The 26,303-nt window shown below is 35.4% G+C and carries 11 protein-coding genes; all 11 read right to left on the bottom strand.

Features of this window, described 5'->3' with window-relative positions; genetic code table 11:
* Window positions 1–80: 80 nt before the first annotated feature.
* On the bottom strand, window positions 81–2,060 hold the full coding sequence (locus tag A4F88_RS10770) for a RagB/SusD family nutrient uptake outer membrane protein (RefSeq protein WP_068842610.1): 1,980 nt from the start codon (window positions 2,058–2,060) through the stop codon (window positions 81–83).
* A gap of 19 nt (window positions 2,061–2,079) precedes the next feature.
* Window positions 2,080–5,463 (bottom strand): SusC/RagA family TonB-linked outer membrane protein, encoded by a 3,384-nt coding sequence (locus tag A4F88_RS10765; protein WP_068842609.1) that lies wholly within the window; start codon window positions 5,461–5,463, stop codon window positions 2,080–2,082.
* Between the two features lie 661 nt (window positions 5,464–6,124).
* Window positions 6,125–7,111, bottom strand: a complete 987-nt coding sequence (locus A4F88_RS10760; RefSeq protein WP_068842668.1) for a pectinesterase family protein — start codon at window positions 7,109–7,111, stop codon at window positions 6,125–6,127.
* Window positions 7,112–7,315: 204 nt separating this feature from the next.
* Window positions 7,316–9,340, bottom strand: coding sequence for an aceric acid hydrolase (locus tag A4F88_RS10755; RefSeq protein ID WP_068842667.1), 2,025 nt, complete (start codon window positions 9,338–9,340; stop codon window positions 7,316–7,318).
* A 121-nt stretch (window positions 9,341–9,461) separates the two neighbouring features.
* A complete protein-coding gene (locus A4F88_RS10750) occupies window positions 9,462–11,921 on the bottom strand; it encodes a pectate lyase family protein (RefSeq protein WP_068842608.1) in 2,460 nt (819 codons plus the stop codon).
* 15 nt (window positions 11,922–11,936) lie between these two features.
* The gene (locus tag A4F88_RS10745; RefSeq protein WP_068842607.1) at window positions 11,937–14,267 is read right to left on the bottom strand and encodes a DUF5703 domain-containing protein; all 2,331 of its coding nucleotides are present in this window, start codon (window positions 14,265–14,267) and stop codon (window positions 11,937–11,939) included.
* Between the two features lie 153 nt (window positions 14,268–14,420).
* Window positions 14,421–15,845 (bottom strand): sialate O-acetylesterase, encoded by a 1,425-nt coding sequence (locus tag A4F88_RS10740; protein WP_068842606.1) that lies wholly within the window; start codon window positions 15,843–15,845, stop codon window positions 14,421–14,423.
* A 462-nt stretch (window positions 15,846–16,307) separates the two neighbouring features.
* Entirely contained in the window at window positions 16,308–19,697 is a 3,390-nt protein-coding gene (locus A4F88_RS10735; protein ID WP_068842666.1) for a glycosyl hydrolase, read from the bottom strand.
* A 172-nt stretch (window positions 19,698–19,869) separates the two neighbouring features.
* Window positions 19,870–23,205, bottom strand: coding sequence for a glycoside hydrolase family 2 TIM barrel-domain containing protein (locus tag A4F88_RS10730; RefSeq protein ID WP_245179085.1), 3,336 nt, complete (start codon window positions 23,203–23,205; stop codon window positions 19,870–19,872).
* Between the two features lie 138 nt (window positions 23,206–23,343).
* Window positions 23,344–24,465: a glycoside hydrolase family protein gene (locus A4F88_RS10725; RefSeq protein ID WP_068842605.1), complete on the bottom strand. Its 1,122-nt coding sequence runs from the start codon at window positions 24,463–24,465 to the stop codon at window positions 23,344–23,346.
* A 146-nt stretch (window positions 24,466–24,611) separates the two neighbouring features.
* Window positions 24,612–26,288 (bottom strand): glycoside hydrolase family protein, encoded by a 1,677-nt coding sequence (locus A4F88_RS10720; RefSeq protein ID WP_068842664.1) that lies wholly within the window; start codon window positions 26,286–26,288, stop codon window positions 24,612–24,614.
* Window positions 26,289–26,303: the final 15 nt, after the last annotated feature.

Genomic DNA, 26,303 nt, shown 5'->3' with positions numbered 1-26,303 from the left:
TTTTAATTACGGTAAGCGTTTTTAAACAAATCACCTGTATCAAAATGAGTACAGGTGATCGTTTTTTATGTTTTTATGTTTTATTCCTGATAGTTGAAAGTTCCAGCTCCACCAAAATTATCATTCCAGCCTATTGTTTGCAATAACCAAGGGTTTGATGTTAAAGCAGTTGTATTAAGACCACTTATATAATAATTTGGATTGAATTTAATTTTAACAGCAGTTCCACTAACATTATCCATAGGAGTAACTAAAGTAGTGCGCACAAAATTAGCATTGTAATAAGCTGCCAAAGTATTCAATTGCGTTTGGAAAGTAGCCGCAGCTGCATCTGGATCAACAACTATGCTTGCACGTGAAGCTGTTAAAGGATCTGCTGCTGTTGCTGTAGTTCTATATTGTAAATAATTTCCAGTTCTTTGTGTTCCGTTAATTGGTGTTAAACCTAATTTACTAACTGTTCCTCCACTAGTACCCGGAAGTGTTTCGTTATCATATAACATCCATCTCTGAACATCCCAAAAACGTTTCCCTTCATAGGCTAATTCAACTCTTCTCTCATATAAACAAGCTTCAATAGCGGCATATTTGTCTGTCAAAGTACCAATTCCATAATTATTGCCTGAAGGAATACCAACACGAGCTCTAATCTTTCCTAAATAAGCAATAGTATTTCCAGTTTGTCCTAGTGCCGCATAACATTCTGCTATATTTAATAATAATTCTGCGTAACGATATTCTATAATATCAGTTGGCGAATAAGCATAATTCATTGCATTACTTGCCGTCTGATTAGTCATTTTTCTAACCACTGCCGGACTTGTTGTTGTAGTATTAAGATCATTGAAGTAAGCTTTGTTAGCACTATCCAGCCAACGATAAGACCAGAAAACAGCATTAGCACTTTCTTTATACCCCCATTTAACTCCTGAAAAAGCAAAAGTTCTGTAGAATCTAGGGTCTCTGTTAACAAAGAAAGTAAAATCATTATAACCATTTGCTGCAGTTGGTCTTCTACCATCTGCTAATGGGAATAAATCAATCATTTCTTTAGGTGCAGAAATTCCGCCTGTTCCACCCTGACTAGGTAAACGAGTAGATTTTTCCCAGTTATTATTTACATTAAAATTGACATCACTATTTGAGGCAGATAAAAGCTGTACGGTGATTGCTTCTCTACATTTTATGTTATCAATTAAAAACATAGATTCCCATTCTTTAATTGTACTTCCGTATAATCCGTAACCGTTTTGACTTAATTCTGCTTCTGCAGCCAATCCAGCGTCTAATGCTGCCTGCCAACGCTCATTCGATCCGTCCCAACTTTTATTAAACAAAGGGCTTGCAAAGGTTAATAATACTCTGGATTTTTGCGCCAAAGCTGCCCCTTTTGTGAAACGTCCGTAATTGGCAGAATCCCAATCTCCCGGTAATAAACTGGCAGCCATATCTAAATCTTTAACTATCTGAGCTACAACTTCAGAAACTTTTGCTCTTGGTAGTTTTATACTTTCATCATCAACAGAAGGGCTCATAACTTTCGTAACAATAGGAACACCTCCATAAGTACGCATTAAATCAAAATATTGTATGGCACGCATATAATACATTTGTCCTTTTGCACGATCACGGAATGTTTTATCTAAGCTTGCTCCTTTTACATCAATATCTTCAATTAAATTATTACATTCTCTAATTCTTGTATAAGCATTGTTAACAAGACCTGTACCTATTTTTGCTCCAAAATAATCTTTAGCAGCATCTGAAGTATTAAGGAGCTTACTTGGATTTGTATAATCCTGAACGCCTCCCTGTTCTTCGGTAAGTTTTGTATTTGCATCTGTGTAAACACCAATTACACTGGCAGTCGGCATTTTGAAAGAGGCAAAAAAATCATAATACTGATTATCAACATAAGCCTGTACACGTGCCTGATTTTGATAGAACGAATCATCATATTGTCCGATAGGCTTAACATCTTCCAGAAAATTCTCACTACAGGAAGCACTTAAAACTAGTACAAGTGCCAAAGTTATATATATATTAAATTTTGTTTTCATAGTTACAATCGAGTTTAAATTAGAATGAGATATTGAAATTAAACGACCATGATCTAAGTGTAGGGTAACCCACAGATGAATTATCGTACATATTTCTGTAATGCCCCGGATATGGGTTATATAAATCCCAAAGATTATTTCCTGTTATACCCAATGATATATTATTGACTTTTGTATTAGCGAAAACTTGTTTAGGAATTTCATAGGCAACAGTTAAATTTCTGATGAAACAACGAAAAGTGCTAATCTGCCAAAAATCAGAAGGACTTAATACACCTGTTGTTGCTAAATTAGGATATTTACCATTTAAATTATCAACCCCATACATATCATTCCAGAAGGGCTCGCGTGACCACATGTTGCTGGCACTAGAAGTTGGCTGGCTTACTAAGTCAACAAAATTAGCTCCTCCCCAAGATGTTGAAATTTGAGTCTTTAAAGATAGATTACTGTACTTGAAACCTAAATTGGTATTAAAACCATATGTTCTGCTGCTTTTTGCCAATTTAGCATAATCATTACCTGCAAGAATTTGTCCATCAGGTCCGGTAAGTGTTCCATCAGCATTAAGAGTACCAGCAAGATCCTGATAAGCTAATGACCCTTTCAGAATTTTAGTTGGATCGACTATTGTTAAATAACTTGGAGTTTTACCTGCTGCAGCTGCATTTGTACTTAGATAGTTCCAATAGTTGGCTATATCTTCATCTGTACGCAAAATACCATCTCCTGTTGAGGTTCCTTTCCATGTTTTGAATCCCCATACCGGATTAAATCCTTCTGAATATCCTTCTCTTCGTGTATTATTTGATGGAAGTAAATTTCCCTGGTCCGGATATCTTTTAATTTTGTTATCTGCATAACTAAAGTTCACCCCTACACTGTAACTTACTTTACCAACTTTATCATTCCAGTTAATGTTAAGTTCAGATCCCCAAGCATCAACATGTGCATAATTTTGTTCTGCAAATGCACCTCCAACTGAAATAGGCACACCTGTCGCACTACCCATATCAGTCAACATATCTTTTGTGATATCGTAGTAGAAATCTGCATTCACTTCCAATCTACTTTTTAAGAAAGCTAAATCTAGACCAAGGTTCTGTTTTAATGTAGAATCCCATTTTGCATCTCTGTTTGGATTTACTTTTGGAGTTAACCCTGAACCTAACTGACCTCCATTAGGTCCAAACTGCCAACCTTTGTTGACTGTAAGATCATAAAACTGATACCATTTCCAAGGCTGAAGGTTATCTTTTCCGGTTTTACCGATTGAGTATCTTAATTTAAAGAAATTTACTCCTGGAAGAGCTCTTTCAAACCATTCTTCTTTAGAGGCAACCCAACCCAATTGAAGAGAAGGAAAAGTTCCCCAATAATTTTCTGGTGCAAACTTTGTAGAAGCATCACTACGCAAAAGAAACTGTAATAAATATTTTGATTTATAATTATAATTCAAAGTTCCGAAATACGAAAGTGTTGCATTGTTTCCTTTTAGAGCTGTAGAATTACCTGTATCTACTGTTCCTGCAGTACGCCAATCTCCAAGATAATCTTTAGGAGTATTTGTATATGCTAAGCGAGTACTCTCCCATTCAGATTCTGATCTTTCAATACCAAACATTCCACTAATTTGGTGATCTCCAAAAGTTCTGCTATAATTGGCAAAAAAATCTGCTTGTGTACTTTTAGAAAAATTACTGTTGTAATATACTCTTGAGTTTCTAACGTTAGTTTCTATAGCGTAATCAATCATTCCTCCTACCTCAGGATTTTTAGTAATTGCACTAGGATAAGCTGCACTTGCAAGCTTATTATCCTGCAATTGGTAATTTGTAATTCTTGCTAAATCATATGGTAACTGGATTTGTTCAGAATAGGTAGAATTTTTAGTTCTTGAAAAAGTTGCTTTAAAAGATAATCCTTTAATAGCTGCAACTTTATAGTTCAAAGAAGCATTAACATTGAAAGAAGAATCATCTGTAGTTTGGTGAGATCCATTATTTAGGTTGGCAAAGTAATTCCATCCTGCTATATTGTTATTTGCATTTGCACTTCCAAAATTTTTATTCGTGTTAGGAAATGGAGACATGTAATACGTTTTACCATCTACTACTGTCTGCCATGGAATAAATTTCGGCATGTGCACTAAATATCCATAATCAGCTTGTTCACCACCCGCGGCACTACCATAACTACCATCGCTAATATTTGCAGATGCTTTAGTAAATGATTTATCTATAAATGCAGAAGTTCCTGAAATAGAAGCAGAAAAATCTAAGTTCTTCGCTATTTTGGCATTAATTCCGGTACGGTAATTCCATTTATCATATTTCTGATATCCTAAATTTGCATCTTGCGTTAAATATGTAGCTCCTGCAAAATAAGTAATATCTTCGCTACCACCGTTTACATTAAACGAATGTTTCTGCTGAATAGCTGGTTTCCAGGCTTCTTTTAACCAATCATAATTTAAACCTTTCATTTCCTCCAGTTCTGCTGCAGAAAACAAGTTAGCGGGAACAGTAGCCGGATTTTGTCCTGTGAAGAACCTGTTACTAAAAACTCCAAACTCATAAGCACTCATGGTTTTGGTATGGCTAACTGCATCATTTACTACAAATTGGCTATTGTAGCTAAATTTAGCTTTACCTGCTTTTCCTCTCTTAGTTTTTACAATTACGGCACCTTGGGATGCACGTGAACCGTAAATAGCAGCTGATGCATCTTTTAAGACAGTAATACTTTCAATTTCTGAAGGATCTAATCTGTTAAAGGCATCTAAGGTAGCTTTACCTGTTGCCGGGTCAACCTGAACCATATCATCAATTACAATTAATGGTATAGTTGAATTTCCATCTTTTGAAAAACCAAAAGTTTGACGAATCTGAATACTAGCAGCATCTCCCGGACGACCAGAACCGCCTGTAACGGCAAGACCTGGTACCAATCCTTTTAAGGCATCAGATAAGTTGGTTACTGGCAAATCCATTAAATCATCTGGTTTAATAGTTGCAATAGCCCCTGTAAGTTCTTTTTTCTTCTGGGTACCATAACCTACAACCACTATATTATCTAATTGATTTGAATCTTCGACTAACTTGGCATTAATAATAGTGCGTCCGTTTAATGCAATCTCAGACTTTTTCATTCCGATGAAAGAAAATACTAAGGTCCCTCCTGCTTTTACCTTAATTGTATACTGCCCATTAAAATCTGTTGTCACTGTATTTTTTGTAGATTTTTCAGTTACGTTAACTCCGGGCAATTGGCCACCTAAATTATCAGTAACAGTTCCTGTTATGGTTACAATAGTGTAAGTGGTCGAGTTTTGAGCATAACTCATCACGGTCATTAATGTAAACAAAAGAAAACTACATCTCTTTAAAAGTGTTTGTTTCATAAATGTTTTTTTTGGTTAGGTTAGTAATTGTTAGTCATGTTAATATGCTTCTTTTTAATAAAACAAACTTTAAGTAAATCTTATTAAATGTTTAAAACACATTTATTTTTTGTATACCAAAAATATAACGACGATACATTACAACCGTCCTGCTCTATCCTGTTTTAATGGCATTATCTAAAAAAAAACTACTCAAAAAAACAATATTAATAAAAAAGAGAAAGAATAAATGTGCGATATAGAAAAATTAAAGAAATTGTTTGAGCATACCGAAATGGGAAGCAGTCTTTTTTGATAAAAGAAAAAGAATATGCATCAAAAAGGAATTTTATGTCTATTTTATGCAAAATAACGCGCCGACACTCTGTTTTTGAATAAGTTAAGTCAGTATCAATTCAGCAAAAAATGCTTACACTTTTACGATCCATTTTTCAATTAAAAGTAAAAAACTTACAAGATAATCAAGGGAATGAGGCCTAAAACAATCCTTAAATATTTCACAAAAAAATATTTTTTTTAAACGTAAATTCTGACCAATAAAAAAATGAAACGTGATTTTTACACTAAATTTAAAAACAGGAGTGACCAAAACTTACTACAACGCAGTAAGGTCAGCCACTCGCAAGATAATCGGTAAGAATAATAATTCTAATTTTTAGATTTATTTATCAGGATTCCATTCACTTAAAACTAAATCTCTATTATACTTTTTAATATCTTCTTTTTTTAATTGATGTGACCATGACACTCGCTGTGAGATATTTTTTGCACTCCCACCTTTACTTCCGTATTCCGCATAATAAGCTGTTTTGTCTTTATCCGGAAATCTAGTATCTATCCAGGCATTCCAACCTTCTGGAATAATGTGCGAACCTAAATCTGTATTAATGAAAACAGTTTGTGCATAAGGTCTCCAAGGTCTTCCCAGAAATACTTTATCGACTGATTTGTCTTTCGCAGTAAGCTTACAATCAACAAAAACAAAACCATAAGTTTGCCCTTGCGGAGTTGAAGCCGCTGTAATATAAGAATTGACTAAACTTTCAATAGTACACTTATAGAAATAAGCCGTTGCAGCGCCAAAGATAAAATCGGTTGTTCCGTTGATAAAACAATTTTCAAAATAAGTTCGGGTATTTCCTTCTGATAAATAAAGTGTATCCTGGTTTGCTAAAAGATTGCAATTCTTAACAATAATTCTATCGCCTTTAATGTGAAGTGCAACCGCCTGCCCTACTCGTCCCGCTGTATTTTCTACAGTTAGATTTTCAAGCGTACAATCATTTCCTTTGATCATGAAAGAATACGAAGTTCCTGTTCCAAATTCTTTTTTTCCTGACGAATCAAGTTCTCGAAGCGGTTTCCCCGAATAATCATCAAATGAAATAATGGTTTTATTTCTGTCTAAACCTTTTAAAGTAATAAAGGGTTTTGAAGTTGGAATTTCCAATTTCTCGACATACTTTCCTGGCTTTATAGTAATTATAACTCTTTTTACTGAATTGTCTTTCAAATTATTTATCGCTTCCTGAATGGTTTTAAAATCTCCCGAACCATCTTGTGCAACGGTTAATGTCAATTTATCATCGAGCGTTTGGGCTGATAAGGAAAATGTTGTTATTAAAAGTAATGCTAGGATATATTTCATATGTTTTGAGTTGTTTATTCTTCTTCTATTTGTCATTTCGACCGTAGGGAGAAATCTTCGTAAGTAACTCCTCATTGTGATTCGCCAATCTTTGTAGAGTTACTTGTGGAGATTCCTCGTTCCTCGGAATGACAAACTGTGGGGTTAAATCCGTTTATAATCCGCGTCTTTACGAAGTAAATCCGTTTCATCCGCATCCAAAATTTAGTGCGACATCCAAACTGTCATTTCTCCTTTTCCTTTATTTCCCCATGCAAAATACGGAATCAATTTTACTTGTACAGCATCAACATTTTTAGAAGAAAGCGGTTTGTACAACGTTTTATTCCATGAATTATTTGAATTTATAACGGTTTCTGCATCAATGCTTACTAAATTTCTATTATTCAAGATGAAATTGTTTGTTGCGAAATTCGATTTCAAATTCAAAGCCACATCATTTACACTTATTTTCGAAGGAAGCTGATCTGATTCTAAGCAATAAACCAAAGGCCCTCTTTTTACAGCAACCTGATTTTTAACTTCTTCAACCAACGGATTCGCTTCCATCAATTCAACCGGCATTGGAAGATTCAATTCGATTACATCTCCTTTTTTCCATTTTTGGTTTAATTTCAAATAAGTTCCAGAAGCGATTTTATCTGTAATTTTCGAATTATTAACTGAAACTTCAGCATTCTGACTCCAGCCAGGAATTCTTAAAAAGAAATTTTGTAAATCTTTTGGCGCTTTTACAATTTTCAATGTTATTTTCCCGTCCCACGGATAATTGGTTTGCTGTTCGATTTCGATTTCTTCTCCATTTAAAGACTTTGTTTTCAATTGATTACTTCCGTATAAATTTACATACAAACCTTCTTTCGAAATATTGTAAGCATAATTTCCAACTTCCGCCACGGTTCTCGTTACGTTTGGCGCACAACAGTTTGATAAGGTAATATATCCTTCACGTTCATTTCCCCATCTCTGGTGAAATGGCAAATCATTGGAAACATTCAGCGGATTATTATACAAGAATTTTTCTCCTTCTAAATCCATTCCCGAAAGCACACTATTGTATAATGCTAATTCAACGATGTCAGCATATTTGGCTTCTCCCGTAATTTGAAGCATTCTCCAATTCCATAATACATTTCCAATATTAGCACAGGTTTCGGTATGAGCTGTTGCATTTGGCAATTGAAAAGGTCTTCCGTAAGCCTGATGAATTTTCTGAACCATTGTTGGATCATAAGAAGTTCCGTCTGGCGAAACACCATCGTATAAAGATCCACAACCTCCAGTAATGTACATTTTGCGATAGGTTACATCATCCCAAATGGATTCTAAATTGTCTAATAATTTCTTTTCTCCCGTTTCAGCATACAAATCGGCAACTCCGGCATAAAGATAATTTGCTCTTACAGCGTGACCCATTGCGGTAGTCTGCTGTCTAAACGGAACTCTATCTTGATTATCATCGGTTCCGTCATTTGTAGTTCCTCTAATATCAATTAGATTATTAGCCAATTCTAAGTATTTCGGATTTTTGGTCGTCCTATACATTTCTACAATTCCCATGTAATGAGACGGACAAATTGCATTTCGAGCCAATTCTGGTGAAGCTTTTTTGTAGAAATCATACAAGAAATCAGCAACACCTTTTGCGATATTCAGGAAATTTGTTTTTCCTGTAGCACGATAATGAATACAAGCTGCAGTCATTAAATGTCCCATATTGTATTTTTCGAAACCCAATTGTTTTTTCACTTCCTCCGGGCCTAAAGTACCCCAACGTTCATCGATTAAAACTGGCGTATGAATGTAACCGTCTTTGCGCTGTACTTTCGCGAAAAGCGCAATAGTTTTATCCATTTCAGCATCGAGTTTTTTATCTTTTGTGACAGCATAAGTCGCTGCCATTCCCTCAAAAATCTTATAGAAATCACCATCATGAAACGAAGGCCCTTTGAAAGTTCCTTTGCTTAAACCTGCTGCAATTTCGAAGTTTTTGTATGCATGCGAAATCTCATCGTTATGATACAAATCCCACATATATGGCAATGTATTTTTGGTTTCTACATCAAATTGTTCTTTCCAAAAACCGTTTGTCCATTTTACATCTTGCAAGCCTACGCTTTGCAATTTTGAATACGGACTTTCTGAATTCGCAACCAAACCTTTATTTTGGGCCAATATTCCAGCACTAATAAAAAACAAGCTAAGGGAAACATTTAATAAATTTTTCATTTTATAATGATTTTGAACCATATAAGTAATCTAAGTTCATTTAAACTAAACTTTCTTGAACTTAAACCACATAGCATTAAGTCAATCTTATAATTTCTTATATCACTTATATGGTTTAATATTATTTTACAAAGAAATTAATGGTTCTGCTCATTGAATCTCCGTCTACATCTTTTACAGTTAGAACGAAAGAAGCAAATCCTTTTTCAACAGCTGTAAACTGAATTTCTTTTCCTTTTAAAACCACTTTTCCATTTTTAAGATCAGAGAAAGTATAAACTGGTTTGTTTTCATATCCTTTGAAATAATCTGTTATGTTTAAAGTCTTTTTATCTTTTAAATTGATAAAATAATGAGGCTGAGCCAACCAGTCTAAATAATTATCTAATTGAGTAAATCCGTCTTTGTCATTATCTTGATTTGCATCTGAGAAATCTCCAACTTTTGAATTTTCGTTTAACCCAAAAGCTTTTTCCCACCAGTTTGGCAATCCGTCATGATCTGTATCCCAATCTGCTGGACGAGTTTCTGATACAAAATTTGGCCATCCGCCTGCATCTTGTTCGTTATCAATCATTCCGCCTAAACCGCTTTTACTTCCTTTATAAGTGAAAGTTCCTTTTAAAGTTTCCTCTACAATTCTGTTATCATGTTTATCAAAAAACGGCTGATTAGCACCAACATCTGAAAGCACATTTTTATAAGCCGCTTTCGCTGATTGCGTTTCTACATAAGAAGGAAAAAATGGTTTGTCAACGAAAGTTTCATAATCTACTTTCTCATTATGACTTATAGTAGATTTTCTGCCTTTATCCTGAGATTTCTCATCAAAGTAACCCGGCATTATGTTTCCGTTAAAATAGTAACGTTGCATTCCTTTTCCGACACCTTCGTGTTGCGCATTTAAGGCTACAAATATGGTAGTTGAAGCACCCGGTTTATAAAAATTGTTTACAAAATTTACTTCGTTTGCACCTCCGTCAGTTGTTCTTCCACCCCAATTGTAAACCACGTTGTTGGTGATATCCAATCTTCCTGTGTAATAGCCGTCACCGTTTAAGCCACCGCCAATACTCCAGTTTCGACCTTGATTATGTGCTAGTAAATTATGATGAAAACTTCCAATATCTCCACCAATTGTTGCTGCAAAACCGTGCATTTTTCCAGCAGGATATTTATCATGTCCCGCAATGTTTAAAGCTTCAGAAATTAAAGTTCGTTGTAAAGTAATATGATGCGCACCACGCGAACTAAACGATTCATCAATTGTCCAGCTGATCGAGCAATGATCAATAATGCTGTAATCAGCGCCTGTTAATCCCATTCCGTCAAAAGTAGTTCCGCCGCCAATTCTTACTTTTAAAAATCGAATTACACCATCATTTCCGGTCAAACCAATTGGCGCTCTGCTGATTGTGATTCCTTCACCCGGAGCTGTTTGTCCCGCAATAGTAATATAAGGCTGATTTGCTACTAATCTCGAAGCCAGTTTTATATTTCCCGAAACATTAAAAACAATCGTTCTTGGTCCAATTTCCTGATTGATCGCATCACGTAAACTTCCCGGACCGTCATCATTTAAATTGGTTACTTCAATTACTTTTCCGCCACGTCCACCAACTGCGTAACGTCCATAACCTTCTGCGCCTTTAAATGCTAATTGTGCAGGTTTAAACGACCAAACGTTTCCTAAAGTCACTTCGTCATTATTATCCACTTCATCGACTCTCCAGTAATAAGTTGTTCCGCTGTATAAATCAGAAACTGAATACGATTTCTCAGTCAGTTTTCCTTTAAATTCTTTTGAAGATTCAGTTGCATTTTCTACCGCATTTTTATCTTCACCGAAGTACAATTTATGAGAGGCCACATTTTTTACAGCATCCCATTTTAAGGTTAAGCTCTTTGTTACTTCAACATGTTCATCTCTATTTTTTGGTTCTGGAGTACGCGCTTGATTCATCAAATTTGGTGTATCAATTTCAAAACCGTTGATTACAATTTGTTTTACGATATCAGGATTTGAAGTTGGATCAATTTCAAAACGAACGATCACGTCTTTCCCTTTTTCAGCATTAAAAGTAATATAAGCCATCGAAGCGTCAATTTTAGCATTGGCTCTCTGACTCGCATTTACCGTTTCCTGAAGCTTTCCGTTTACGTAGATTTTTATCGGAGAAAAAGTTTTTCCTGTAATGACATCAAAAGCATTGTGAAAAGTCAAAAGTGTATGTTTTCCAGATTTCAATCCGCTTATTTTCAATTCTAAATTCTCAGCTGTAACCAAACCATCACTTCCTAATCTATTATAAAATGGAGCACTCATTCCGACTTTGTACCACTTTGAAGTAAAGTTTCCTTTTAACTTAAAAGACACATTATTAAATGATTTCTCCGCTTCTTTTCCTTCGTTAATTACCCATGAATCATAACTCGGATCATGAACTTCTTCTAGTCTTCTTTGAAAAAAATCAAAGTCGACTTTTACAATTTGTTTATCAGTATTTTGAACTGATTGTGCTTGTCCGTTTGTGGTTAAAAGCATGGACAAAACTGCAGCACTTATTAATTTCTTTATCATCTTAATTAGCAATAGTTAGTTTAATTTTGTTTTCTCTACTTCAGATTTTCCTAGCAGATTTATAATGTCTTTTTTTCTTTCTTCTGGAATTACTTTTAAAACCTTCAATTCTCCATTCATGAGTTCGGCTTCAATTGTTGTATTTTGTTTGGCATGTAATTTAAAATGAACGTTCCAATCTTTTGGCCATGCTGGGAAAAGATAGATCTTTCCGTCTGCTTCCTGCAAAAGCATTTCCTGCATACCAATCATTCCCGATCCGCCCCAATTATGATCTGGAACCCAATCAAAACCTGGTCCCCAGAAAGCAGGAAAACGTCGTTCTGAATTGGCCATTTTTAGTGTATTGTATTTCATCGCTTCCTCGGTTAAACCCAAACGAGCCGAAAAAATATTATCCTGCTTCCATCCTACATGACTTCTAAATTTTAAAGCATCTGGATCGTATTTCCATGTATTTAAAGCCGTTTCTAAATCAGGTTTTCCAACACCGTAAATTCCCCAAGGATAAACAGGATACAATTGTGGAACTTCTGAATTATTCACTCTTTCCCAAGTTTTAGCAGGTAGTAAAACTTTATGATTTTCGATCTGCCCGAAATTTAAAGGCGGAATTCTAGTTTGAAATGCTTTTAAATATTCTGAGTCTTCTTTTGACAATTGATTACCAGAAAGGTTTAAAAGGTTTTCTGTAATAACTTGCAAAGCCGAAATCGTGCTATTGGCATTATTCGCCATTTTATACGTTTCTGCTCCCGAACCCGGAAAAAGAACTAATTTTCCGTTTCCATCCAGAGCTTTTCTGCCTCTTTGTTTGGCTAAATATTGATAATGTTCATCGAAAAATCGAAGACAGCTTATAATGAATTGGTTGTATTTTTGAATGTCTTCTCCAGCATATTCTTTTTGCTTTAACATCATTTGGCAGAATTCTAAAACCGTATCCCATTCATATTCTAGCCACGCATTATATTCCATTCCCGGATCGTAATCTGCAGGACGTTTCCATTCGTATTCTGCCGGGTTTGGCAAACCAAAGTTTTCTAATTGTTCTGTGAATGATGCTCCGTTATGATTCCAATAGACTTTAGAACGCAATTCAGCATTTTTTTGAAGACTGATGTAATAATCCAACTGAGATTTCATCATATCAAAATCACCACTTTTTACCATCGGAAAATAAACCAATCTTTGGTTTTGAGCTGTCATGGTTCCTCCGCCCCAATTTCTGAAATCAGGAGTAAAATCTAAGGCTGCATTAGTAAAAACAGGATCAACCGTAAAAAGTCCGCCGTTGAATTTGGTTGGATATTTTCCGTACGCATTGCATCCCAGCATATATCGGAACAACTGATAATTCTGTCCAATTTGATACACTGAATCTTTTGCAGTTGACTGATTTTTTTGAGTGAAAATAAAACTACGATTCCAGAAATTATTCCACCATTTTTGAGTGTTTTTTTCGGCTTGTTTTGCTGTGTTTTTATTTTGAGAAATCAAACTTTTCAATCCATTATCCCAAGTAGAAAAATCTGACTGATTGGTGTTTAAATAAATTTCTAATGAATGTTTTTTGGATGGTTTAATACTTGTTAAATTAAAACCTTTAAAATCGGTATCCTGATATTTCCCAAGATATGTTCCGTCTGGTTTTAAATTATTGCCTTTCATGAATCCTCCAAAAGTCAGATTCGCAATCGGATTCAGCATTTGGTCTTTTACCGATTCCATTTTCTGTTGTTTTACCGCAACGTTAAAAACCGTATTTTCTCGATTTCTGTGGTAAAATTTGATACCGTTATTTTCAAACGAAATAGAATCTTTATACGTAACAAGCTCTCCTTGAGGCGCCCATTTATAGGAATTAGCGTTGTTTTCTTTTCCTTTCGGATAACGATTTTGATAACGCCAACTTTCATAAGAAGCTGTCATTTTCAACGGATTTCTACTTTCTAAATCCATATGAATAATCGGTTTAAAAACATCTACCCAAAGTTTGATTTTTGTGTTGTTTTGCCCAACTAAAACATAACCATCTTTCAATTTTAATTCCTGATGAAAACCATCTTTTCCTTCAAACGGATTCGGACTTAAAGTCATTTTTACTCTTCCTAATTTCAATAAAGTATTATGTTCATCGAAAGTTCCGCTTCGTGAAAAATAAAAATACAAATCGCCTTTCTCAACCCAAATGTTCATACCAATATCTCCGCCTCCCAAAGGCATAGATTCTGATGAATTATTGCTCTGCGTTGTCCAAACCTGATTGTAATTATCGAGCGCAGGGATTTGCGCTTTGAGGCAAAGTGTCGTGAAGAGAAAAAATAGAAGTATTAAATTTTTCAACGTATTAATATTTTATATAGAATACTATTATTGAACCATATAAGTCATAAAAGATAATTTAAGCTAAGCTTTCATTTCTAAACTTATATTTCCTAAAAGACAAGCAAAACACAAAACTTACATTTTCTTATATAACTTATATGGTTTAAAAAATTACCATTCGTCTGTTCTAAACGAAGAAACTGGCAAACCACCTGCGCTAAACAATTCCGCTTTTGCGAAATCCTTCCATAAATAGCGAACTGCAACAGGATTTTTCACTTTATCAGAAGTCAGCACCACCGATTTTCTTCTCACCACAGTCTTAGCTGGATAAAAAACTTTGTCTGCTCCTGCTATTTCAAAACCTAAAACTTCTTTATCATAAGACGTAATTCCGTTAGCAACATCATCAAAAGAAACCGTTACAGCAACATCTTTTATTTCCATTGATTTGTATTTCGGACTTTCGAATTCAAAACCTTCAATTCCGTAAGTTCTTGCCAAAGCCTGAAAAGCCAAACGGTTTCCTCCTTTTTCTTTATCCATTGGATGAATGTTATTTTCTTCTCCAACATCCATTAAAACTGCCATTGCTGCATTCGGAATTTCCTTTGAAGCCTTAAACTGCGCCTCTCTCAAATAAGCCGAATTGTATTTTTCCTGATAATCTTTTGGATGAAAGGAAGCATAATTAAACGGAGCAATCTGAGCGAAATAGAAAGGAAATTCTCCCTGATTCCACAACGCTCTCCAACTGCTTACCATTTTCTTCATTAAAGCAGTATATTCAGAAGCTCTTTCGTAATTTGATTCTCCCTGATACCAAATACAGCCTTTAATTCCGTAACCAATTACAGGCGAAAGCATTCCGTTAAACAAAGTCGTTGGAACTCGATTTGGATCTTTTACCAATTCTTCTTTTGTAGTCGGAATTTTAGCGCTCGCGAAATCTTTCAACATTTCCTGATTCATCCACGCTTCCATACTCGAACCACCGTACGAAACATGAATCAATCCAACAGGGACATTTAAAACTTCCTGTAAAAGCGATCCAAAATACCAAGCTGTTGCACTAAAGTTTGAAGTCGATTTTGGAGAAGCCTCTTCCCATTTCCCTTCAAAATCTTGTAAAGGTTCTAAAACTGTTGCTCTTGGAATCGTAATTAAACGAATGTTTTTATTAGTTGATCTTACAATAATTTCGTTTCCATTTTTAACAGGCTGTCCTTGAAATCCTTTTAATGGCATCTCCATATTCGATTGCCCTGAACAAAGCCAAACTTCACCCAGTAAAACATTTTTGATGGTTATTTTTTCAGTTCCTTCTGAAACTTCAATAGTATAAGGACCACCAAAAGATGAAGTCTGTAATTCTGCTTTCCATTTACCTGACGCGTCTGCTTTTATTTTATAGATTTTAGAATCCCAAGAAGTTTTGATTACAATGTTAGCGTTCTTTTCTGCCCAGCCCCAAATTGGTGCGTTTGATTTTTGCTGTAACATCATGTTATCAGTAAATAATGCAGGCAGTTTGATTTTGGCATTGATTTGAAAACTAGCTAAAATCGCTACTAGTACAATAATTGATTTTTTCATTTTTTTTGTTTTTTTTCCACAGATTAAAGGATTATTTGGATTATTAATCTTTGTTTTAAACTTTTAATATGCTTTTTTTATTCTTTAAATTATTGAAAAATATGTCGCTCCTCTGGAGCTAAACTAATTTCTAAACATTCTTTTTCTATAAATATTTCGCTCTTCCAGAGCTTTTATGAAAGTCCCGGAGGGACGAAATATTTATAGAAAAATAACAACAATATACAAAAGCTCCAGAGGAGCGATATTTTTTTCAATTGCCTCCAGCTTTAGCTGGAGGTCATAAAGTATTTGCATTTCTAGGGCTTTAGCCAAATAATTAGTTTGGCTAAAGCCCAATTTTTATCTTCTTCTAAACCTCCAGCTAAAGCTGGAGGCAATTGATTTTTCTTTTCTTTTTTATCACAGATTAAATAATTCTTTTAATCCTTTATCCCGATAGCTATCGGGAGTGGCTAACTTTTATTTTTCTTTAAAAATAATAACCGGTCCTAACAATCCCGCTTTTAACAATGGTTCTCCTTCCAAACGAAATGGCGCTGTTGTCCACGTTAACCTTTCTTCTTTTGGCAATTTTTGATCCCCGATTAATCTATTTGCCCAGGTGTTTGTAACTTTTATTTCTATCGTGTTTTTTCCTTTTTGCAAAGCTTTTGAAATATCAGTTTTGAAAGGGAAAGTCCAAAGCGTTCCGCAATCTTTTCCATTGATTTTGATTTCAGCGATATTTGAGATTTCACCTAAATCTAACCAAATTTTATTGGTGTCTTTTCCTTTCCAAACGAACTCTTTTTTGTAAATAACAGTTCCTGAATAATACTTAATCTGATCATTTTCAGAAGTACTCCAGTCAAAAAGTTTGTTGGTTTTTACGACTTCTTTCGGGCCTTTAAATGTTGAATCAAACCGTAATTCCCAGTTTTCATCTAAAGTCTGCACTTTTTCAAACTCAGATGATTTTCCTTGCGCTAAAACTTCTTTTGTTACCTCATTAAAAATCACAAAACCAGATTCGTTGGCATCTAATGTTAACGAAACAATTGTTCTTCCGTTTTCTAGTTTCCAATTGGCTAATGCCGAAGTTTGATCTGTAACCGGATTGTACCATTGCGGAACTTTTCCTGTAATCCTGAAAGAAGCTTCAAAAGAACATTTTTCCTCTTTTTGATTCGAAATAAAATAAACATCTTCCTTTTCAGATTTACGATGCGCCCAAGCCAATGTTTCTGAATCAGCTCTGCTTAAATTTGGAAAATAAACGTCTTGTGTGATTCCGATTGAAGCAAAATCATTTCCTAAATACGGCAATTTAACAACCGTTCCTTTTCCGATTTTCCACGTTGATAAATTGGCGTTATTCCAGATTTCATCAATTACATTTTGCCATTTCTTTTGATCTGTTTCTGATTGAATTCCCGGCTGAATATTTGGTTTTTCATCCACAAAAATGGTTGCACCGTCTTTTAGCAACTGCAGGATTTTTTCGGCGGAAGCCAAAGATAAAATCTTATTCGGTGCCATTTTATGACTCCCTAGAAAGAATAAAGCACTGTATTCAATTCCACCTTCAAAAGTTGTTTTTCCATTTACCACTTTCGCTCTGTTGATTAAAACATCAGCATTGAAAGAATCATATTGATAACCATTTAACGGATTAATCCACTGTGATAAATCGGTGATATTTTTAGAATAAGTCACTTCTTTTGGCATTTTAGCCGTTGGCTGACCTTCATTTTCTAAACGGATTTTCTCGCTTTCGAGTCTTTCTTTTCCAAACACATTCGGAATAAATGGCACCAAACGATCCGGCGCAAAAGAACGTGAAGGAAAATCTTCGCCAATAAAAACCGCTAAATCAATTACAGGTTTCCCTTTTTGCAATTGAAACTGTACTCTTTGACAATAATCAAACCAAGCTTTTCCGGGTTTCCACCACGTTTGGTCTCTTTGGAAAAAAGTTCCGATATCATCTAAAGTCATTCCCGGTTTTCTGTCTGTCCATGGATTATGTACAAAAACGTGATAAAATAATCGGTTGATTCCTAAAGCGTAATTTCGGTCAGCCGTTGTTTTTAAGTTTCCTGGATGTTCGTCCCAATCCATACGCAGAGCGGTAAAAGATTCTGCCTGAATAATATCTTTTCCGTAAATATGTCCGCCCGAAATGGCATCGACCATATCAAAAGGTTTGTCGTGTGTTGGGCTTTTCAGCCAAAACTCTCCACTTGGATAATCAACATATTTATAATGAAGCAAGGCATCGCTTGTTACAACCGGCGCTAAATTCTCGGCGCTTAATTTTATGTTGTTTTCTTTGGCGATTTGCGCTACAGTTCCGTAGAAATTATCGGCAACTAAATCGGCAATTATTTTTCTAATATCGTATAAAACTTTCTCTGAGAAATCGGTATTTTCTACTGGAATTCCAGCCATAACTGGCAGATATTCTATAATATCATAACCACGTCTCTTTTTAAATTCAGCTTGAAAAACCGAAGACCAATTTTGACTTCCACATTCCCAACTGTCAAAATGAAGGATTTCAAGAACTTTCGAAGCTAATTCTGGTCCAGCAGAACGAACGGCTTCTCCAAACCAATGATCCAACTGAAAACGAATTAATTCGGGATTAAATTTATCGACTTCCAATCCTTTTCCTGCTCCGCCAGTGGCATTTTCATGCCCTGTAGAAGTATGTCCCATTCGGATGATTTTCCACTTTCCTTTTGGAGCTTTCCAATTGAGATTTCCATCGGCATCAACAAAATTGGAGATATTGATAATTTCTGATTTTTTGAATGCATCAGAATTTGGAATTTCTTTTTCAGTAGTCTGCGGAGTCAAGCGCCAAATTGCTCCTGATTTTCCTTCGTAATTATTAATCAACGACTGATTTGAAAGCGTAATTTTACTTACTTTCAGGTTTTGTTTCCATTTCGCAAAATCCAAATCTTCTGCTCCGGGTTCTGTTCCTTTTGGATCATAAACAAATCGGAAATATTTTGCTGTAACTGGCGTAATAGTATGTGTATTTGGGAAATCCATATCCTGCCAGCCGTGACGTGGCGCAATCATTCTTTCGTGAAATCTAAAATTGATTCCGTCATCGCTTACTTCGACAATCAGACGCTGTGCCTGAAAATCTCTTCCTTTGGTTTCAATTACAATAGATTTGCACGTAAAAGGCTGAGCAAATTCGTACTGAATCCAACCTGCATCAGCAAACTTGAAGTTTTCGTCTTTTTTAGGATCAGCCAAAAACGATGCATCTGTATTGTTTGATGTGGTTACTTTTGGCAGTTGCATCTGCGAAGTAATTTGGTATTCTTTTATCGGAATCGCAAAAGTGGCAATGTCTTTATAATAGTCTTTGTAATGTGCTGGAACTGGCAATTTCGACGAAACTTCTTTTCCGCCTAAAATTTCAGTCGTTGACCAGACAACTTTCTGCATCGACATTTCTGGTGTAATCCACGGTCCACCGGCAACGGCAAATCCGTCAGCTCCGTGAAAAGCTAGTTTTACCCCTAAGCGATCTGCTTCTTTAAATGCCCAATGAATCATATCCCAAAATTCAGGCGTCAACTGTAAAACTGGCGGATCTATCAATGGCGGATTGGCTGGCCCTTTAATCGTCATTAAATAAGCGCCCGCAATTCCAGCTTGTTTCATTGCTTCTAAATCGGCTGTGATTCCTGCTTTAGAATACGCCGATTTCATCCAATACCAATATACCCAAGGTCTTGAGGATTCTAAAGTTGGCTGAAAATTAGTTTCTTTTTTATGGACTTCTTGTGCAGAGACGAAGCTTGCAAAAAGGAGGATAAAAAAGAGGTATTTTTTTTGAAACATTATTACTGTTTTTTTTATCATATAAGTGATATAAGATAATTTAAGTTTGCTTAAATAGCTTTTTGTTTTGTTATTCTTATATGTACTATTTTTTTAAATAAAACATACGAATTCATGTTGAAGCTAACACTTGAATTATCTTATATCACTTATATGGTTAATTTTTTAAAATCTAATATTTAAACTTCTTCAAACTATTTTCCAATTGATTTTTTGAACCGCTGAAAGGCGTCAAATAAAAACTGTACTCATAATTTCCAGACTTAATCTGATATTGCTCTAAAGGCTGTGCTACAATCGTCCAGCTATCATTTCCTCCTACTCCCATTTGGATTAAATCGATGTTTAGCGTTAAGAATCCTGGATCTTTCAAATCGTATGTATGACCAGATGAGCTTAAGTTTTCCTGTGTATACGGCCATGCGCTCATGCTTAAAACTTTAGAATCATTTATAACCAAAAATCCGTTGTTTTTCTGCGGAGTGCTTAATGCCATCCATCTTACATCACATCGGTTTCCGTTTTCTTGCGGTTTTGGATAATGTTCGATAAAATCATTTATTGGAAGCGAATATTTCCCAACAAACGAACCAAAACTTCTGTCGCTGTAATTTTCTAATTCTCCTTTTCCGTACCATGAAATTTGGTCGAATTTTCTTTGAACTCCCATCTGCATTCCGATTTTTGGAATGTTTGGCAATTTGTTTGAAGCTTTTAAGCTGTAATCTACTTTGATCAATCCGTTTGGTAAAATGTTGTAGATTACTTTTACACTTGCGCTGTCTTTTATAACTTCGTAATCGCTTGTAATTTTGATTTCTGAAGATGATTTATCAATTGAAATGTTAACCAATTTTGGTTTTGCTTTATACCATTGTTTCAGTAGCTTTTGCGATTTCCATCCGCGTTTGTCATTATCTGTAAGTGGTCTTACAAAGTTTGGCAATAGCGGTGCAAAAACTTGTTCTTCTCCGTTAAAAATATACGAACTCAAAGCTCCGTTTGTTTTATTAATTGTAATATCAAAAGTTTTCCCTTTTATTTTAAAATCGGAATCTGATTCAGAAACGTTCTGCATTTCTTTTTTAGATTCTGGAGAAACGGCTTCTTTCTTTTTCAATATAAACTGATCTTCCGCGACAGCGTAACCTTTTGATGCCCAAAGTTCGTCTTTTGAAAGTTGGAATTCTATATTTAAAATATATTCGGCATCAGCTTTCATTTTTGGAAGATAAGAACTGATATCTAATGTTGTTGATTGTCCTGCTTCTACTTTTAACGGTTTTAAAATCTGAGTTTTGATTACGTTTCCATTTTCCAACACTTTTAAAACTGGAATATATCCTTCTAAAGATTTAACAGCTTGACGATTTTTAATTTCTAATTGATTTCCGTTTAAAGTCGAAATCGCTGGCTGATACACCCATTTGTTTTCAAAAATAGAACCTTTTGGTTTTCCGTTAGAATCTACAATTCCTTTTGTATTGAAGTTTCCGTCGTGGTATTTTTCGCCAAAATCTCCTCCGTGAGCAAAATAATTCTGCCCTGATCTCGAATCAAATTTCAAGATTCCCTGATCTTTAAATTCCCAAATACAACCTCCAATTACTCTTGGAAGCGAACGGAATTCATCCCATAATTCTTTTAAATTTCCAACTGAATTCCCCATCGCATGAGAATATTCCACAAAAATAATTGGTCGTGTATCTTTCTTTTGATCTACTAAAAATTTAGGTGTGAAAACGCCTGGATAAAAACGGCTGACCATGTCAACATAAGAATCATCCTGCGGATTTTCAAATCGATAAGCGTGATCGATCGTTTTTGGATATCCAGGATCAAGCGGATCAATATATCCGTCTAATTTGGCATTTCCTTGCGCTGGTTCATAATGAACTGGACGTGTAATATCAAAATCATGAACCCAGCCCGACATTGCAGCATGATTTGGCCCTTTTCCACCTTCGTTACCTAAACTCCACATCACGACCGATGGATGGTTTTTATCTCTTTCGACCATTCGTATCATTCTTTCCATATAAGCATTTGTCCAAAGCGGATCGTTGCTTAATTTCCCGCCAATTCCGTGTGTTTCCTGATTGGCTTCATCCATAACCATGATTCCGTGTTGATCGCATAATTCGTAGAAATATGGATCGTTTGGATAATGGCTTGTACGTATAAAGTTGAAATTGAACTTTTTAATCGTGGTTATATCTTGTTTGATATCTTCTCTTGTAACCGCTTTTCCTCTCGTTGGATGATGATCGTGACGGTTTACGCCATATACATAGGTTTCTTTTCCGTTGATGAGCATTTTTCCATTCTCTTTCGAAAATTCAATCGAACGGAAACCAACTTTACAGCTTTTGGCTTCAGTAACATTTCCGTTTTTATCTTTTATAGAAATAACCATCGTGTATAAATTCGGCTCTTCTGAACTCCATTTTTTTGGATTTTTGATCTTTTCTTGAAAGAATCCGAAACGAACATTATCCAAACGAGGATAACTTTCGTTGATTAAATCAATTACAGGTCTTTGAAGCGGTTCTTTGAAGATGGCCGTATTATTGGCGTCATACAACTGAACATTCATCGTATAATTTTTGATTTTTTCTCCTGTCAAATTCTCTACTTTCGGACGCAGTTTAAAAATTGCATCTGTGTATTGTTTGTCTAATTTCGTTTGAACAAAGAAATCCTGAATACGTAGTTTCGGCTCTGCCATAATGAAAACTTCACGCTGGATTCCACTCATTCGCCAATGATCCTGATCTTCTAAATAAGAACCATCTGTCCAACGAATTACACGAACTGAAACTACATTTTCTCCCGCTTTTAAATAGGGTGTAATATCGAATTCTGATGGTAGAAAACTGTCTTCTCCATATCCTAAAAATTCTCCGTTAAGCCAAACTTCAAAACCTGAACTTACGGCTCCGAAATGTAAAGTTACGGTCATATCTTTCCAATTTTCTGGCACGGTAAAACTTCTTTGGTAAGAACCAACTCCGTTATAATCTTTAGGGATATAAGGCGGATTTATGGGTCTAAACGGATAAACGGCGCTTTTGTAAATTGGATTATCATAACCTTTCATTTCCCAGTTAGAAGGCACTTCGATTTTATCCCAGCCTGAAACGGTATTTTTATAGAAATCTTTTGAAGCTTCTTTCTGATTTATGGCATATTTAAAATCCCAATCGCCGTTTAGCATCTGGATTCTACTTTTGGTTCTGTCGCCTTTTAGTGCGTCTTCGACACTTGCATACGAATAAGCAGTTGCTCTTGATGGCTGTCTGTTAATACTTGTAATTGTTGGATCTTCCCAAGGAGCAAATTCGTATTTTTTATGCAATTCCGGAACTCCCGCTGGCTCTCCTGTTACGGATTGGGCTTGCGTGTAAGTTGTGAATAGTAAAATGTAAAATGTATACGTCAAAAATCGTAATCTGAAAAATGGATTATTGTATTTTGATGTAAACATTGGCTTTATATTATTGTTCATTATTATTTTGATTCAATTGTCCCTATGGGACAAAATTTTCTATGCGCTATTTTTTTTCTACCGACGAGAGCCTCCTAGCGGAGTCATTTCAGTTGGGAGTATTAAGATATTTCATAACTCATAACTCATAACTCATAATTATTTCTTCTTTTTCTCCGGCGGTGCCACAAAATTCAATTTGCTTTTTCCTAGATCTTTAGAAGTTGCAATAGCAATTCCTCTTTGCTCTGCTTTGTTTACAGCGCAATAGAAATGATACACAACTCCATCATGTTTTACCACAAATGACTTATGAGCAAACATATCATCGTAAGGTTCAGAAGATTTAACTAAATCATCTCCTTTCCAATCGGTCCAGTTTACTAAGTCGTTCGAAACTGCAAAACGGTTAAATGCACCTTGATTCCAACCTGTCCAGAAAGCTCCAAAATAGAACATTACCCAAGTATCATTAATACGCTGAATATAAGCGTCTCCTGAGATTCCTTTATGATGGTTTATTAAAGGTTTATCGCCATAACGTTTCCATGTTTTCATGTCGTTTGATACTGCCATAGCAATACGCTCAGCACCTTTTGCAGGATTGATACTATCACCACGGGCGTTGTAATACATGATAAAATTGTGTCCTGTCACTTTATCTTTATCACGAATCACACTGTTTTTGTACATTGTGCTATTGTCCCACCATTTGGCATCTTTCTCTTTTGGTGTTAAAACCGGATTTTCTAATCTTTGGAATTCGTGTGGTCTTGTCGGCGCTTCTTTGGTGTATGCCATTCCAATTGATAAAACACCCGCTTCGTAACCTTTACTATCTCCACCAAAATAACTCATCCAGTATTTGTCATCGTATTTTTCCCATTCGTAGCTTCCGCCCCAAGTTAGATCTTGCAACGAAATATATCCTGCTTTTTGGTTGACGTCCCAATGTTTTTCATTTTCTGAGAATGACATTACTTTTCCTAGATGTTTCCAATCTAAAAGATTGTCGCTTTCTGCTAACCAAGTTTCGTAACCCCTTCCGTCATAAATTAAATACGTCATATACCATTTGCCATCTTTTCTAAATACACTAGGACAATCCATTTTGTATGAGTTGTCAGTAGGAACCATCACCAAACCGTATTTATAAGGCGTTTTGATTTCTTCGTAAATCTCCTGCATTACACTGTCTGTGATTTCTCTTTTCTTGTATTTAGTTGCACAGCTGGTTATAGCAAGTGCTGAAATGGCTAGGATTAGATATTTAATTTTCATTTTGGTTATGTTTTTTTTGCCACGAAGGCGCTAAGGCTCTAAGTTTTTTTTATTTTTTGTTTGACGCAGATTTTACAGATTTAAGCAGATTATTAATTGATTTTTATCTGCGTTAATCAGCCAAAATCTGCAAAATCTGCGTGAAATTATTTTTTCAATTCTTTTAATTTAGATTCCATTACGTCTTTGTTCAATTTTACTTTTACCATTCCTGTTGGATGAAATCTTCTTTTCAGGTCGATGGCGTTATAGACTATTGTGTAAACGTCATTTCCTTCTGGGATTAAGCACAAAGGCGTTCTCATAATGTCCCACCATTTATCGACTTTGGTTTCTATTGGAAGATAATGCGCCTCTGCCCAATTAATGCCGTCTGCTGATAATGAATACGCAATCATGTTTGGCAAATGATGCCCCCAGCCGTCTGGACCTCCGTCGAAAATCGCGATATACAGTCCGTTTGGTAATTGACTTACAATTGGATTTTCTACGAATAACGGATGTATTGTTTTAATGGGTTCCAAACCTTTGTTCATTCTTAACCAAGGGCCTTCTAAACTTTTAGATTCAGCTAAAGCAACAAACCAACCTTTACCAGATTTCTTTGGATAATCTGCCCATGAATTGAACGGATACGCACCGCTATAGAATCCGAAATATTTATCTCCTACCTGATATGGAAAAAACGATGCTACACCCTGACGTCCTTCCCAAGGTTGAGAATCTAATCCGGGTTCCATGATGATCCCCATATCTTTATAAGGTCCGCCAATTCCGTCGATTCCATCCACAGTCGATTCGCAACGCCATATTCTTCCGAATGAATGATTTGGTTCTATTTCTTTACTAACAGTATAAGCCAAATAATAGCCGTACCATTTGTTTGCTTTTTCATTAAAAACTGGCATATACGACCAAATAGCTGCACGACGATCATTCATTGGATTATCGTCTTCAGTAACGGCATAAGTTCCGCTTGCTTGATAAATGGTTGATTCTCTTTTCCAATGGATTGCATCTTTACTTGTCCAATGTCCTATTTTGGTTTTTACACGATCGTAGTAATAATCAACGCCTTTTTCTCCTGCTCTTTCAGTTGGAAACATATGATAGGTATCGCCCACTTTTACGACACGCCCGCCTTCAAAACCTCCTTGAATTCCATCTGTTCCAGACATTCCTTCATCAATAACGGGTTTGTTTTCTCCACCAATAACTTCAAAAAGTGGTTTTTCATCTGAAAATCCTTCAACGATAAAAGTTGGGTTCCAAAGTTTTCCGTCTGGGAAATTGGCATCTCTTGGTTCTAGTTTTTCAGAAGCTTTTACAACTCCTAAAACTGCAAATAATCCTTTTCCAAAATTTAATGTTTGTGTTCCTTTTGGGAAAGAAATCCCATATATATTTACTGGAGGTAAACCTGTAATGGTCAATCCGTTTTCTAAAATTAATTTGGCATTTTGAAGCTTATCAGCTTGAAGATAATCTGAATTATTTTCTTGAAAAACTCCAATCAAAACCTGAACTTGTTCTTTAAATTTTAATTGTAATGGAGCATTATTTCCATTTTTATATTTTTCTAAAGGAAGTTCAATTCCTGTTAAGCCTTGCAATTCTGGAGCTAAACGAACAATATTGTGTTTGCTTCCTGAAAATACATGAGCATATTGTGCGGTTTTGAATGTCTTGTATTTTGATTTTACAATTTCAAATGAGGCTGGTTTCCATCCTGTTGTTTGTGCTGTGGCTTGAATGCAGACGGTTAATAGCATTAAGAATGCTGTTTTTAATTTGAAGCTGTATTTTTTACTTTTTGAAAACATTGGTATTATTTTTTT

The organism is Flavobacterium chilense, from assembly GCF_001602525.1.
GTDB classification, from domain to species: Bacteria; Bacteroidota; Bacteroidia; order Flavobacteriales; family Flavobacteriaceae; genus Flavobacterium; species Flavobacterium chilense.
Note: the sequence above shows the minus strand (reverse complement) of the source record. Positions and strands in the feature narration are given on the sequence as shown.